Origin of the sequence: Salinibacterium sp. SWN1162 (genome assembly GCF_015864675.1) — a bacterium.
In the GTDB taxonomy this organism is placed as follows: domain Bacteria; phylum Actinomycetota; class Actinomycetes; order Actinomycetales; family Microbacteriaceae; genus Rhodoglobus.
In genome coordinates this window covers 1,268,723-1,282,717 of record NZ_JADYWT010000001.1, presented here as the reverse complement: position 1 = coordinate 1,282,717, position 13,995 = coordinate 1,268,723, and the positions used below count along the sequence as shown (strand labels likewise).

The 13,995-nt window shown below is 59.9% G+C and carries 17 protein-coding genes; 2 read left to right on the top strand and 15 right to left on the bottom strand.

What is annotated here, in order from left to right; translation table 11 throughout:
• The first annotated feature begins 14 nt into the window (after positions 1-14).
• A complete protein-coding gene (locus tag I6E58_RS06005; RefSeq protein WP_197131421.1) occupies positions 15-551 on the top strand; it encodes a DUF3515 family protein in 537 nt (178 codons plus the stop codon).
• 67 nt (positions 552-618) lie between these two features.
• On the opposite strand, the gene I6E58_RS06000 is transcribed toward I6E58_RS06005, so the two are convergent.
• The 14 genes from I6E58_RS06000 to I6E58_RS05935 form a co-directional block, all read right to left on the bottom strand.
• A complete protein-coding gene (locus I6E58_RS06000; RefSeq protein WP_197131418.1) occupies positions 619-1,737 on the bottom strand; it encodes a D-alanine--D-alanine ligase family protein in 1,119 nt (372 codons plus the stop codon).
• 3 nt (positions 1,738-1,740) lie between these two features.
• A complete protein-coding gene (locus I6E58_RS05995) occupies positions 1,741-2,772 on the bottom strand; it encodes an NAD(P)H-dependent glycerol-3-phosphate dehydrogenase (RefSeq protein ID WP_307841992.1) in 1,032 nt (343 codons plus the stop codon).
• A 1-nt stretch (position 2,773) separates the two neighbouring features.
• The gene (locus I6E58_RS05990; protein ID WP_129071838.1) at positions 2,774-3,544 is read right to left on the bottom strand and encodes a 1-acyl-sn-glycerol-3-phosphate acyltransferase; all 771 of its coding nucleotides are present in this window, start codon (positions 3,542-3,544) and stop codon (positions 2,774-2,776) included.
• A gap of 6 nt (positions 3,545-3,550) precedes the next feature.
• Entirely contained in the window at positions 3,551-4,918 is a 1,368-nt protein-coding gene (gene murA, locus I6E58_RS05985; protein ID WP_129071839.1) for a UDP-N-acetylglucosamine 1-carboxyvinyltransferase, read from the bottom strand.
• An 8-nt stretch (positions 4,919-4,926) separates the two neighbouring features.
• Positions 4,927-5,523: a 3-isopropylmalate dehydratase small subunit gene (gene leuD / locus I6E58_RS05980; RefSeq protein WP_197131417.1), complete on the bottom strand. Its 597-nt coding sequence runs from the start codon at positions 5,521-5,523 to the stop codon at positions 4,927-4,929.
• Positions 5,523-6,983: a 3-isopropylmalate dehydratase large subunit gene (leuC, locus tag I6E58_RS05975; protein ID WP_197131414.1), complete on the bottom strand. Its 1,461-nt coding sequence runs from the start codon at positions 6,981-6,983 to the stop codon at positions 5,523-5,525. The genes leuD and leuC overlap by 1 nt, the downstream gene beginning before the upstream one ends.
• Before the next feature lie 109 nt (positions 6,984-7,092).
• Positions 7,093-7,386 (bottom strand): FHA domain-containing protein, encoded by a 294-nt coding sequence (locus I6E58_RS05970; protein ID WP_197131411.1) that lies wholly within the window; start codon positions 7,384-7,386, stop codon positions 7,093-7,095.
• Positions 7,379-7,837, bottom strand: a complete 459-nt coding sequence (locus tag I6E58_RS05965; RefSeq protein ID WP_197131408.1) for a hypothetical protein — start codon at positions 7,835-7,837, stop codon at positions 7,379-7,381. Before I6E58_RS05965 ends, I6E58_RS05970 begins: the two co-directional genes overlap by 8 nt.
• 98 nt (positions 7,838-7,935) lie before the next feature.
• A complete protein-coding gene (locus tag I6E58_RS05960) occupies positions 7,936-8,688 on the bottom strand; it encodes a hypothetical protein (protein WP_197131405.1) in 753 nt (250 codons plus the stop codon).
• Positions 8,689-8,803: 115 nt separating this feature from the next.
• On the bottom strand, positions 8,804-9,250 hold the full coding sequence (locus tag I6E58_RS05955) for a hypothetical protein (protein ID WP_197131402.1): 447 nt from the start codon (positions 9,248-9,250) through the stop codon (positions 8,804-8,806).
• A 660-nt stretch (positions 9,251-9,910) separates the two neighbouring features.
• Entirely contained in the window at positions 9,911-10,561 is a 651-nt protein-coding gene (locus I6E58_RS05950; protein ID WP_197131399.1) for a hypothetical protein, read from the bottom strand.
• Complete coding sequence (locus tag I6E58_RS05945) at positions 10,558-10,986, bottom strand: hypothetical protein (protein WP_197131396.1); 429 nt, start codon at positions 10,984-10,986, stop codon at positions 10,558-10,560. The genes I6E58_RS05950 and I6E58_RS05945 overlap by 4 nt, the downstream gene beginning before the upstream one ends.
• A gap of 235 nt (positions 10,987-11,221) precedes the next feature.
• Complete coding sequence (locus I6E58_RS05940; RefSeq protein ID WP_197131393.1) at positions 11,222-12,487, bottom strand: hypothetical protein; 1,266 nt, start codon at positions 12,485-12,487, stop codon at positions 11,222-11,224.
• Positions 12,488-12,525: 38 nt separating this feature from the next.
• Complete coding sequence (locus I6E58_RS05935; protein WP_197131390.1) at positions 12,526-12,831, bottom strand: hypothetical protein; 306 nt, start codon at positions 12,829-12,831, stop codon at positions 12,526-12,528.
• 33 nt (positions 12,832-12,864) lie between these two features.
• Between I6E58_RS05935 and I6E58_RS05930 the strand changes: the two genes are divergently transcribed.
• A complete protein-coding gene (locus tag I6E58_RS05930) occupies positions 12,865-13,140 on the top strand; it encodes a hypothetical protein (protein WP_197131387.1) in 276 nt (91 codons plus the stop codon).
• On the opposite strand, the gene I6E58_RS05925 is transcribed toward I6E58_RS05930, so the two are convergent.
• Positions 13,137-13,934 (bottom strand): FHA domain-containing protein, encoded by a 798-nt coding sequence (locus tag I6E58_RS05925; RefSeq protein WP_197131384.1) that lies wholly within the window; start codon positions 13,932-13,934, stop codon positions 13,137-13,139. The two genes, I6E58_RS05930 and I6E58_RS05925, sit on opposite strands and share 4 nt — an antisense overlap.
• Positions 13,935-13,995: the final 61 nt, after the last annotated feature.

The window sequence follows — 13,995 nt, the reverse complement described above, 5'->3', positions numbered from 1 at the left end:
GTAGCCTGAAGGCGATGAGAACGACGACCCGCACTCCCCTGATCGCCCTGCTCGCGATGGTTCCTTTACTGGCGACGTTGGGCGGATGCGCGGCGATTGTGCCGCTAGAACCCGGTGATGACGCCGGCAACCCGTCGTGCGCCGATGTCATTGTGCGATTGCCCGACACTGTCGCGGGGCTCGACAAGCGCGAGACCAATGCGCAAGGCACCGGAGCCTGGGGCGAACCCGCCACCATCTTGCTGCGCTGCGGCGTTGCCGTGCCCGACCCCACGGCAGAATTCGCATGCGTCACGGCGCCCGAAGATGGCATTGACTGGCTGCGCGACGACAGCGACGCCCCTAACTATGTGTTCACGTCGTACGGCCGCGATCCTGCGGTGCAGGTCATTGTTGACAGCGATGGTGACCCCGATATTGAGGGCGACGAGGTCTCCGGTTTTGAAGCCCTGAGCGATGTCGCGGGCGCCGTCAGCCAAGTGCCGGCCGATCGCTTCTGTGTTGCCCTCTCGGATACACCGGCACCAAGCGAGACGGAGTCGCCCGAGTAGCACGGTGCGCCACACCCAACGCGGATGCCCCGCTCACCGCGGTAGCAAACAGCCCGGCTAACGCGGCCTAACGAACGGTTTCGAGCCCGAGTTCGATAAGCTCGTCGATCAACTCGGGGTAGCTCATTCCGCTAGCGGCCCAGCATTTGGGGAACATCGAGATCGGCGTGAACCCCGGCAACGTGTTGATTTCGTTCACTACGAATTCGATGCCGTCGTAGAAAAAGTCGACGCGCGCGAGCCCGGCTCCCCCGATCGATTCGAAAGCACGGGCTGCGGTGCGCTGCATCTGCCAGAGTTCACCGTCGCGCAACGGCGCAGGGCAAATGAGTTCGGCTGCGGCCACATCGAGGTACTTGGCCTCAAAGTCATAAAAGTCGCGACCCGTGACGACGATCTCGCCTGCGACACTCACGCGCGTCTCGCCGCCATCGCGACCAGAGAGCACGCCGCACTCGATCTCACGCCCGGTCATCGCCTGCTCGACCAAAGCGGTGGAATCTTCGGCAAAAGCGGTGGCGAAAGCAGCATCGAGTTCATCGCGGGTCGAGACCTTCGTCACGCCCACCGAGGAGCCAGCGCGAGCAGGCTTCACAAAGACGGGGAAGCCGAGGCTGGATGCGCGCGTGCGCCAGACATCCGGAGTGCGTTGCCACTCGAGCGCCGACACGGTCACCCACGGTGCAACCGCGACGCCGGCGGCTTCAAGAGCGAGCTTCGTGAAGTGCTTGTTCATGCCCATGGCCGAGGCGAGCACGCCATTGCCCACGTAGGGCAAGCCCGAGAGCTCGATGAGGCCCTGAATGGTGCCGTCTTCGCCGAAAGGCCCGTGCAAGATGGGGAACACAATGTCGACCTCGCCGAGGATGCGGACGCTACCGTCGGCATCCACCACGGTCATTTCGCGAGAGTTAGCCGAGTCGGGCCAGCGCACGCGCGTGCCGTTGTCAACGACCTCGGGCATCGCCTCGGAGTTGAGCGTGAAGGTCTCAGCGTTGTCAGGCTGCAGCGTGAAGGCGCCGTCACGAGTGATGCCAACCGGGATGACGGTGTACTTGTCGCGGTCAATTGCCGAGAGCACTCCCCCGGCAGTGGCGCAACTGATGCTGTGTTCTGACGAACGGCCGCCAAACAGCAGCACCACAGTCACAGGACCGCTCACGGTTGGCGTGGGCTGGATCGTCATTGTTTACTCCCCTTGAGGAAGATCGTCAGTGGTGAGATGCGGCGCGATATCGCGTGGGGCGAGCGTGCCTGCTAGAACTTCGGCGACCTGGCTCGCAATCGGCATATCCACGCCCTTCGAGAGCGCAAGTTCGAGAATTGGCGCCACGGACGATAGTCCCTCAGCGGTCTGGTTCATCTGCTTGATGACTTCAGAGAAGCTGTAGCCCTGGCCCAGAAGGCGACCGGCGGTGTTATTGCGCGAGAGCGATGACTCGCAGGTTGCGATGAGGTCACCGAGGCCGGCGAGACCGGCCAACGTCTCGGCGCGGGCGCCGAAAGCGACCGAGAAATCAGTCATTTCGGCAAGGCCACGCGTGATGATTGACGCCTTGGTGTTCTCGCCGTACCCCACGCCATCCACAATTCCGATTGCGACAGCGATGAGGTTCTTGAGCACTCCGCCGAACTCGGTACCGATGACGTCGGTGTTCACGAACGAGCGGAAGTAACGGTTGCGCGCGGTTACCGCGACGGCGGTGGCTGTTTCGAGGCTGGCACTGCTCATGACGGCAGCGGTCGGCTGCTCTTTGGCGATTTCGAGCGCCAAGTTGGGGCCGGATGCCACGGCCACCCTGCTGGGGTCGATGCCCAGCTCTTGCAGAATCACTTCACTCATGCGCGCTCCGGTGCCCTTTTCGACACCCTTCATGAGCGAAACGATGATCGCGTTGTCGGGGATCAGTTCGCGAACGATGCGAAGGTTCTCGCGAAGGGACTGCGCGGGTACTGAAAGGTACACCTGCTCCGCGCCATCCAGAACTTCAGGCAGCTTGTCGCTCGCCCAGAGCGAGCGTGGCAGGTTGATGCCGGGGAGGTAGTCACTGTTGCGCTTGGACTGGGAGATCTCGCGAGCAAGCTCCGGGCGCCGCGCCCAGAGCGCTACGTCGTTGCCGCCGTCAGCCAGAATCTTAGAGAATGTCGTTCCCCAAGATCCGGCGCCAAGAACGGCGACGCGGCGGGGGGTTTCGGGCGTTTCAGCGTTGTCGTTGATCACGTTATTTACCCTCGAATCGGCCGGTCTCGCTTTGACCATGCTCGGCGGGGTTGTAGCGCACTGCGGGGGCGCTCTCTTGGCGCAATTCTTCCAGCAGCGTCGTGATGGCAGTCATGAGTTTCTCCGTTGCTTCAGCGAGCACACGCGAATCCACATGCTTGCCCTCGTACTCCGAGAGATCGATGGGTTCACCAAATCGAATGTGAATTGTCTTACGGGGAAAAACACTAATACGTTTTGAGTATCGCGGCAGGATTTCGTGCGCGCCCCAACTGGCAGTCGGGATGAGCGGTATGCCCGCTTCGAGCGCCGTTCGCACTGCGCCGTACTTGCCACGCATCGGCCACATGTTGGGTTCGCGCGTCAACGAACCTTCCGGATAAATGACCACGGCAAGGCCCTGGTCAGCTATCTGCCGGGCCGCTTTCATCGGGTCGGCACTCTGGCGCCCTCGAGACACGCGTTCGACAGGAACCTGCCCAGATTGCCTCAGCAGCCATCCCACAACGGGCACCTTAAACAACGAGGCCTTGGCCATGTAGCGCGGCATGCGCCCCAGTTTCCACATCCCCACACCGATCACGACGGGGTCGATATTGCTGTAGTGGTTCGGCGACATCACGAAGGCACCCTCGGCAGGAACGTGGTGCGAGTCGTGCAGAGTGAACTTCGCCAACACCGTCATGGTGGGCAGCAACAGAAAAGCGAGCACGCGAAAAGCGGCCGTTTTCTCGGACTTTCGTCGCTTCGGTTGCGGTGAGCTCGAGGTCACCGGCGGCTATCCCTCGTAGACGAAGTCAGCGCCCAGTGATTCGAGCTTGTCGATGAAGTGTTCGTACCCACGCGCGATGATGCCGATGTTGCTCACGGTCGATTGCCCGTCAGCAGTCAGCGCCGCGATGAGGTGGCTGAAGCCACCACGCAGGTCAGGAATCTCGACGTCTGCTCCGTGCAGCGGCGTCGGCCCAATAATGACGGCGGCCTGCTCCAGCGGACGACGAGGCACGCGACGACTGACCGACTCGATTCCCTCTTCGAAGACCTCGATGTTGGCGCCCATCTCGATTAGCGCCGACGTGAAGCCCAAACGGTTTTCGTACACGGTCTCGTGAACGACCGAACGGCCTTCAGCCTGGGTGAGCGCCACGATCAGCGGCTGCTGCCAGTCGGTCATGAAGCCGGGGTGAACGTCAGTCTCGATAACAACCGGCTTGAGCGGCCCGCCCGGGTGCCAGAAACGGATGCCGTCTTCAGCGATGTCGAAAGCGCCACCGACCTTGCGGAAGATGTTCAAAAAGGTCATGAGCTCTTGCTGCAAAGCACCCTCGACGAAGATGTCTCCGCCGGTTGCCAGTGCGGCGGATGCCCAGCTGGCGGCCTCGTTGCGGTCGAACAGCGCGCGGTGGTTGTAGCCGCTGAGCTTCTCTACACCCTCAATGAAGATGACGCGGTTGGGCTCAACATTGATAATGGCGCCCATCTTTTGCAAGATGGCGATGAGATCCATGATCTCGGGCTCGATTGCTGCGCCCTTGAGCTCAGTGACGCCCTTGGCCAGCACAGCGGTGAGCAAGACCTGTTCGGTTGCTCCCACGCTCGGGTAGGGCAGATCGATGTTCGCGCCGTGGAGGCCGTCGGGAGCCGTGAGGCGAATGCCCTCATAGCTCTTGTCAACGACAGCGCCGAAGGCACGCAGAGCATCCAAGTGGAAGTCGATGGGGCGGTCGCCGATGCGGCAACCGCCGAGGTCGGGGATCAGCGCTTCGCCGAGGCGGTGCAACAGCGGTCCGCAGAAAAGGATCGGGATGCGGCTCGAGCCGGCAAGGGCATCAATCTTGGCGAAGTGTGCCTTGAGTACGTTCTTGGGGTCGAGGGTGAGTTCGCCGTCACTGGTCTCGGTGACCGTAACGCCGTAGGCCTCAAGCATCCCGGTAACGACGCCGACGTCGCTAATGGCCGGAACGTCCCTGAGAACGCTGGGGGTGTCAGCGAGAAGCGCCGCTACCATTGCTTTAGTAGCGAGGTTCTTGGCACCACGAACGTTGATACGTCCGCGAAGCGGCTTGCCGCCGTTGATGACGATCTGGTTGGAATGCAGTCCTGAGCGCTTGGCTGCCGCGGTCGCGTCTTGTGCCAATGGATTCATCGTTACCTCTACTTCGCTGGCAAAGTCTTAGGTCGCCATGATTCGCGGCGGCTTTCGAACTCCGTGATGTCTGTTTCGTTTCTCAGGGTGAGGCCGATGTCATCGAGGCCTTCGAGCAAACGCCACCTAGTGTAATCGTCAATCTCGAAAGTGAACTGTGCGGATCCTGCACTCACGGTGCGTGATTCAAGGTCGACGCTCACTTCGAGTTCAGGGTCGGCCTCGACGAGGGCCCACAGAGTCTCGATGTCCGACTCAGTCAATTGCGCTGCCAAAAGACCCTGCTTGCCCGAGTTACCGCGGAAAATGTCGCCGAATCGCGAACTGAGCACGGCCTGGAAGCCGAAGTCGCGAAGAGCCCAGACGGCGTGCTCACGGCTGGAGCCAGTACCGAAGTCTGAACCTGCGATGAGAATTTTGCCGTGGCTGTAAGGCTCACGGTTAAGGATGAAGTCAGGGTCTTGGCGCCAGCCGAAGAAGAGGGCGTCTTCGAAGCCAGTCTTCGTCACTCGCTTGAGAAACTCAGCTGGGATGATCTGGTCGGTGTCAACGTTGCTGCGCTTGAGCGGAACGGCGACTCCGCTGATGGTCGTGATCTTGTCCATTAGCGGGACTCCTCAGCGGTCGTAGCGGCGAGCGCCAGTTGTTCGGGCAGCGGGCTGTTCTCGAGATCCCACGGGCTTGAGAGCGTTCCGCGGATCGCGGTGGCCGCGGCAACGAGGGGCGACACCAGATGGGTGCGCCCTCCCTTGCCTTGGCGACCTTCGAAGTTGCGATTACTAGTGGAAGCGCAACGCTCTCCCGGAGCCAGTTGGTCGGGATTCATGCCGAGACACATTGAGCATCCCGCAAAGCGCCATTCGGCGCCGAACTCTTCCACAATCTTGTCGATGCCTTCGGCTTCAGCCTCGATACGAACGCGGGCAGACCCGGGAACGACCATGACGCGCACGTGATCAGACTTCTTGCGCCCCTTGATGATCGACGCGAATGCTCGCAAATCTTCAATGCGGCTGTTGGTGCACGAGCCCATGAAGACGGCATCCACGGCAATATCTTTCATCGCCATGCCAGCGTCAAGCGCCATATATTCGAGGGCACGCTCGGCTGACGCACGCTCGTTGGGGTCGGCGATGTCGCCGGGCACGGGAACGTTCTCGCTGAGCGAGACGCCCTGGCCGGGGTTAGTTCCCCACGTGACGAATGGCTCGAGTGTGTTCGCATCGAGGAAGACTTCGGCATCGAAGACGGCATCATCGTCGGTGGCGAGGGTGTTCCAGTACTCAACGGCGGCATCCCAGTCGGCGCCTTCGGGAGCGTGCGCGCGACCCTTGAGGTAGTCGTAGGTGATCTGGTCAGGCGCGATCATGCCGGCGCGAGCGCCAGCCTCGATCGACATGTTGCAGATCGTCATGCGGCCCTCCATGGAGAGCGAGCGGATGGCGCTGCCGCGGAATTCGAGGACGTAACCTTGGCCTCCGCCGGTTCCAATCTGCGCGATGACGGCAAGAATGATGTCTTTCGCGGTGACGCCGGGGCGCAGCTCGCCCTCGACGGTGATCGCCATCGTCTTGAAGGCTTTCAGCGGAAGAGTTTGAGTGGCGAGCACGTGCTCGACTTCACTCGTGCCGATACCGAATGCCATGGCACCGAAGGCACCGTGGGTGCTCGTGTGCGAGTCGCCGCAGACCACGGTGATGCCGGGCATTGTCAGCCCGAGCTGCGGGCCGACAACGTGAACGATGCCCTGCTCGATGTCGCCGAGCGAGTGCAGGCGCACTCCAAACTCTTTGGCGTTATTGCGCAGCGTCTGAATCTGCGTGCGACTCGTGAGGTCAGCGATCGGCTTGTGGATCGCGAGCGTCGGGGTGTTGTGGTCTTCGGTCGCGATCGTGAGATCAGGGCGGCGAACGGGGCGGCCGGCCATCCGCAGTCCGTCGAATGCTTGGGGGCTTGTGACTTCGTGCACAAGGTGAAGATCAATGTAGATAAGGTCGGGCGTGCCATCGGCACCCTTAACGACCAGATGGTCATCCCACACTTTCTCTGCCAGGGTCTTGCCCATAGCGCACCTCTTTCGAATCAACGATCGCACCGCAATAAGCGCGGCTCAATCTCTCTAGTCTACGCCGCGCAGCCATGCCCTCAGGCTATTTAGCGGCTCAAGAAGGCTCCTAGCGCTGACCAATCATGAGCAGTATCTGGCCCAACCTCAGCTCAGTCCCGACCCGAACGGTCTGCGCGCGATTCGGCTCTACCAGTATTTCCGCTGATTCCGGATGCCGCAGATAGACGCCGTTGGTCGAGTGGAGGTCGTGGGCAAACAATCGCCCGTCCGCGGTAAGTTCCAACGCAGCGTGAGTCTTCGACACTGATTTTTCCGGGTCGACGACCGACAATCGGGCGGCATCGGGCCAATCCGTGTTCTCTGACGGGTCGCGGCCTATCAACAGAGTGCGCTCAACCACAACAGAATCCCCATGGGGCACCGAAAGATACCAGTGGGGGGGCACTGCGAGGCTGCTGCGCAATCGTCGTCGCTTCTTCTATGGCATCGAACGGTACGGCGTCATCTGCTACTGAGTCGTCGGGGGTATCAGGAGCATTGACGACACGCGTGGGCTCCGTGGGCGGAGCGGCATCGACCAGCTCAACCGATGCGGGGAGCGCCGTGGAATCATCCGCGATGGGAGTGATGTGTGCGCCAGCGGGAAAGAACGCGGGCGCAGCATCTAAATGACTAGGTCGTGCGGCCTTCGTCACGGCCATCCGATAAGCGCCAGAGTCGACGATCCCTGGCGGCAGGTCGATGAGATCAGCAGCTTCGTGGGTTTCGGCGGCGGCTGGCTTCGCTAGTTCTACTGGAGGGACCATCCCCGGAGGTGGAACGATGAACTGGTTCTCGTCATCAACGCTCATAAGAAATTCCTCCTCAGCTATCTACTCGCAGCAATGCTAACGCAGGGTATCTCGTCCCGCGCGGAGTTCAGACGGGGCCCCGGCCCGAGAGAAAACGGCTATCGGGGCCGGGTCATCAACATTTCGAGCGCCCCGAGGTCAACACTGCGAGCACGATTCGCTTGATCGCTGGGTACCAATCCTCGCTGCTCCAGATCATCGATGGCGGCATCGAGATCGTGCCGGATTTGCGTCTGTTCGTTCTCAGAGAGTTCCTTTATCGCTTGCCGGCGCAGCTTCAGGAGCGCGACCTTATTATTCGGCAACGAAGCTTCGTCTGCCGACACCGAACCCAACTCCCTGCGGGCGCTGCGTCCGAGGTCTATCACCAGGTGCCAAATGAGGACCACGATTGCGAGCACGACGGAAGAAACGATTACCATCAACCAGAATTGCCAATTCTCAACGCGATCAGCATTGCCCTTGCTCGACACCGATATCGCGCTCAGAATACCGAACACCAGTGCGAGCCAGGCCTGCACCTGATAAAACCCGTTTCTACGGCGCCCAGTCGCGAGCCAGTGCCCCAAACTGACGAGAAGCAGCGCTATCTCAATAATAAAAAATATGCCGGTTATGGGTATGGCGCGTGCGGGATTCGGGTCAGGTGCTGCGGTCGCAAATCTGCCGCCACTCGAGATATTTGCGAATCCCCAAACTGGCGCAAAGTAGCTCGCGAGATAGACGATCGTAAGCGGAATTCCCCAGATAAGATTCCAGTTGTTTGTAAGGAATCCCCCGGATTTTTTAACGGGTTGCAACACCGACGGATGTCGGGCGAATGCGGCACGCTCTAGCCTGTCCCAACGCACTCTCGAACCTGGTTGCACCTTAGATGCCAACGCTCTCGCCGTCACAGGGTCACTCCCCCTATCGTCCATGATTCGCCAAGGGAAGGGATAAGGAAAACAGATCCCGGCCGGATTGTTATTCGGTTTTAGCTATGCGAGGACCCAAGATCGCGAGACCACCCAGTTCGACCTCTCCGGCGAGGCGGGATTCGTCAGCGGTGATGAGTCCTCGGTCCGCTAGATCGGCGAATGAATCAGCGAGGTCACGGCGAATTTGCGACCGTTGTGCTTCGGAGAGACGAGCAACACGCTTTCGGCGTCTCGCGAGCAGCACGCGGTCCTTGCGCTCCACAGCATTCTGTTCAGCTTCGTTGTCTTCGAGCTCCGCGGGGCCCGCCGGCTCGAGCGAGGCGACGTAGTGGAGGATTAGAAATAGAGCTCCGAAAACGACAGCAACAACGATCGGAAGGATCCACAATCCCCAATCTTCTACTTCGTTTTCCAAGCCCAGTCTCATCACTGCGAAGGCCGTGGTGAGGCCAGGTACCAGTGCTAGACCCGCTTGAATCTGATAGAAACCCATGCGCGGCCGCCCTGAGATGAGCCAGTGCCCCGTGCTGACGATCATCAAAACAGCTGCGATGCTATAAAAAATCCCAGCTTGGGGGATGGCAGTTTCTGGATCGGGGGCATCAGCGGCTCTCGCAATGATCCCGTCGTACACCGATGCAAGACCCCAAACCGGTGAAAAAAAACACGCTAAGTAAACCAGCGCCAACGCAATACCAATGACCAAAGCTATGACAAACGTAAATTTATTGTCACTACTTATGGCGCGACCAAAACGCCCGTCGAGCACCGAAAGGTGTTCATCGAACGCAGCTCGTTCCAGCTTGCCCCAACTTACCGTTGAGCCGTCCTGCAGCTGTGTGGCGAGCGTACGAGCATTCATTTAACGCCTCCCGCGTGCTGGGCACGCTTACGTAGTCAGGCAAACTCAGTGCGGTCGAGTTGCGTCGCTAGAACGGACTCTCTGGTAGATGCCGTCATCAGATTCTCATCCCCAAAAGAATAACGGTATTTGACGATGTCTCACGCCGCCTCGAACACTTATGTCCATGAATTTCGTCGAGTCATTCGTTTCACTAGCGTGGCACCCAGCCTCGCGTACGACAGGTCGGCGAATGAACGGGAGCTCGCAAACAACCCAGCCTAAGCATGCATGCCCCCCTGCGCCCTCCTGTCAAACAGGCTTTAGGCTTTCGCTCGACCAATCTTCGCCGCGCGGGGAAAGATCGGAGTCGCTTATCGTCGCAAAATTCCAATTTGTCTCGATATCGTCAACAACTCGAATGTTTCGAACTATCTCACGAAGTGGATCCAAGAGAATGCCAATGAGGCTGGGTAGTGTCGCGTCGACTCCTATGGCGACGAAACCGTAGTCGTTTTGGAACAAATAGTTAACCCCACCCGCGCGTATCGTCGACGTTTCTCCCACCGTCGTCAGATAGCGAGCTTCAATGCCGACCCCAAGAGCGTCCGTTTCAAACGCTACGGCGACCGGCTCAGTCACGTAAGGCATGTCCGCGAGAGGCTGTAGCATTCTCTCCTCGCCGGGCGCGAACGGCGAGGCAACGATGTGCACTATTGCATTCACGATCGAGGCGTCTGGCCAGTACTGAAGCGTGACTGAGTCGTCGTCAGAGACTCGACGGAGGCCGTGACGCAGCGCTTCACGTACGAAGTGTTCGCTCGAGGCGTCAAGCGCACCGCGCCAGGCCTTTTTCATCCCCTCGACGACGTCGTCCTCCCATGTGCTGGCTTCAGGCGCCCCCTCGTCAAATCGTGGCAGTTCCAACCAGCTCGCCGTATCAACATCCACTGAAATCTTCACGCAGCGCTCCATGAGAATGTCGAAAGGTGCGCGTCGAAGAGGGCACCAAGCGCGGAGACGAATTCTTCGTCACCGACTTCATCGGGGTTGTGGGTGATCACGAGAGTGAATTGAAGCGCCCGTTTTCGACCGGTGTCGGGAACTGGGGTGAGGTAAACGACCGTAGTCGTTGCCACTTGCGTGCCCTCCATCCTCTCAATCGAATCTCGCTCCCACCGGAGAAACCGCTTGTCATCGGCGAGCGCTGTCGCACCATCTCGACGAATAAGGCCCGCAATGGTGTTGTCAAGCGACTCACCATTCTGGCCACGTCTCACCGATGCGGTGAGGGTGGCGGGGAGTCGCGAACTGTCAGGAGCGCTGTCACCTGGGGCGAAAAAGGCGACGGTCTCAACACGACGCATTTCAGAGAAAAGTCGCTTCATGAGCGCCACTGTTTGCCCATAGAGGTCCGGGCGGTGAGCTTGCATCAGACGCCGCTTCGCCGAGGCAAGCATCTCGTCTCGGACAACATCGCTCGGCTCGTGTCGTTCCCAGCCAAGGGGAAGAAGCAGTGTGAAGCTCGGGAGTGTTTCTCCTCGGAGCTCAGCCTTAAGATTCGCCATCATCGGGGACCTTCTCCATCCGCTATCGGGTCGACACTATCAGTCAGCAAAGTTCTCACCGGGTCGGAGTCCCCCACAATGGCTCGGCCAGAGACGGGGACTCGATACGAGGCGACAAGCCTAGAATTTGGTCAGCTCGACTCAGGTGTGTAACGAAAGCTCCGCTGAAAAGACTCAAGCCGTCCATACCATCGACGGCCGACCCGATGAAGTTGGGATTTTCAAGAGCATCGGAACTTATTCCCGCCATGAAGCGAGACATGACGTTGCCTAATCCGCTTCCGTTGTGTGTCGCCCAGTTAGCAAAGCTACCCCGAAGGCCGCCGAAAACTTGCTTAGCAACCCCGCCCTGTGCGAATCCGAAACCAGCGTTGAACCCTGAATTTATCGCCCGAAAGTCACCCACGATATTCGCACGTCCTCCAGAGGTAAGAAGGCCGCCCGCCATGTCGTCAACGAACCCCAGCTTATTTCCGCCAAATAGCTTTCCCAGGCTCCCGAAGGGTACGACCGAGACCCCGGCCAAGACCAGGTCGAGAACACTCGCATTTCCGCGAGAGAAAGCGTAAATCGTCAATAGAAGTGTCGCGATCGCGACGATGGCTGCTAGGGCCGCGATGAAGGGACCGCCGACGATAACACCCAGAACCGCGAGAGCAATGCCGACCCACTTGAGCACTTCGAGAGCGCCAGCAACGGCACCGTCGAGGTCGTCCCAATTGGAGTCTTGGATTCCGCCTTCGGTCGCATCACCAATAAGCTCTGCGGCTTGATTGAACGCAGTTTCCCACGTTTCGTAATAAGCATCGAAGGCCTGCGCTTCCGAGGCCCACTCGTCGTACGCGGAATTCGCTAGCGATCGCGCGGTATCAATTCCCTCTTGACGCGCTTGCTCCGTATCGGGGCTAGCTTCACCAGGCAGAACAAAAACCGTCGGCGTGTCCACGGGCATCTGCGCAAGACCCAATTCGTTAGACCGCGATCGATACGCGGCCCATTCGGTCTCGCAGTTTTCTACCGCGCGTTTGATGAGGGGTTGAACTTCCGCAACGACCGTTCCGTAATCTTTGAGTACCCAGCCTGTTGGGCGGTAGCGTTCACCGGCCAACTTCAATTCCTCATAGCAATCGCCAACAACTTCTTGGAGCTTGTCGAAGGCGAGACCCTGCTGACCGGCAGCGCCGTCTGCAATGTCTTTCAGAATCGCTGCCGATGAAATCATCTGGCCGCCGAGTGTCGTGATGTCCTTCGCGCGAGACACAATGGCTCCGGCGTCGCCGTCGAGCGTCGTGATCTCGCGTCCTTGAGGGGAAGCTTCCATGTCTTTTCTCTATCTCCCGAGCGAGTGGGTAATCCGGCCTATTCTGAAGCCGATTCCATCTCTTTGGACGTATCTTTATCCCACTCTTCAAAGCCCTCGAGAACGCCGACAACATGTTGCTCGACTTTTTCGATGTCTTCGAGAAGAGCCTTGCGACGGTCATCCCACCCGTCTTCAAACTCTTGTGCAGCCTCGCGCAGTTTGGTTCGGCCGAAGGGATTGCCGATCGCAGCCTCCAACCCGTTGGAGCGCTTAGACGCCTCTTTAAGCTCTTCAATAATGTTCTTCAGATGATCACCGACGGCTTTAAGCTCAGTGTATTTAATGAGAACTCCGTCGCCCACGGCGAACACCCTTCACTAGTGCAGAATCGCTGCTTGAGATCGTTGAGACAGAAGGCGGAGGGCCGGCGTGTGCTGGCCCTCCGCGTTAAGCGTGTCTTAGGCGCCCGCGAGCTTCTGGTCGAGCTCCTGGATCGCCTGCATCATGCCCTTGAGCGCGTCGCCCATGTCGCCGAGACCATCGGTCGCGTTCTTGAGCCCGGTTGTGAGCTCGTTGTAGCCGTCGCCGAACTTGCCCGAGGCGTGCTGCGTCTTGAAGTCGTTGCCGAGAAGCGTGGTGATGGCGTGCGTGTTCGCCGTTCGCGCGCCTAGCTGCGCTCGACAACGATCACGAATTGGCCTAGCCGGACCTGCGCACTTTTCGTCAGAGGGTGCACCGTACCGGGATGCACTTCTCGCTCAATTTCGCCTGGCGCAGTCACGTGCACGCCATTCGTGGAATGTAAATCGTGCACGAGCAGGTCGCCCGCAGCAGTCAACTGCAGCGCCGCGTGAGTCTTGGAAACAGACTTGCTGGGGTCAGCGACTGGCAGCAGTCGGGCATCCGGCCACTGGGGGTTGGCCGCCGGGCCCCGCCCAAGAAGTGTGGTGCGATCAAGCACGACCGTCGAGCCGTCGGCGAACGTCAGTTGCCACCTCGGGGATGCGGGCACCATGATGTCCGCGCGGGCGAAGTGAGTTTCTTCGTCGATCGCATCGTCGACTTCGATCGTCGGCGTAGGCGGTGCTGGTGCTGGTGCTGGTGCTGGTGCTGGTGCTGGTGCTGGTGCTGGTGCGATAGCGTCTTCGAGGCGAGGCGGCGCGTAGTGCTGTTCAACCGGTGGCGCGGGAGCAGCAGACAGTGCGCTGGATTTTTCGTCGACCGGCATCCCCGGTGCTGTGACGGGGAAAAACACGGGGATCTCTGCCGCGTGCGCGGGGGCTGGGGCGGCAGCCGTCTCCCTGCGTTGCGGAATGCGGAAGGTTCCAGAGTCCACGAGGCCCGGAGGAAGATCTATGACGTCGTTTTCCTCGGCAGCCGCTGGGGACGGCGGAACTTGTTCGACTCGCTTCGGGGCCATGCCGGGAGGCGGAACGATGAACTCATTCTCGTCTGCAGCAGCCATCCGCGCGCACCCATCTCTACAAGCCCAGAAAAGCCAACCTTAACTCATGTGGGTTGTGGAT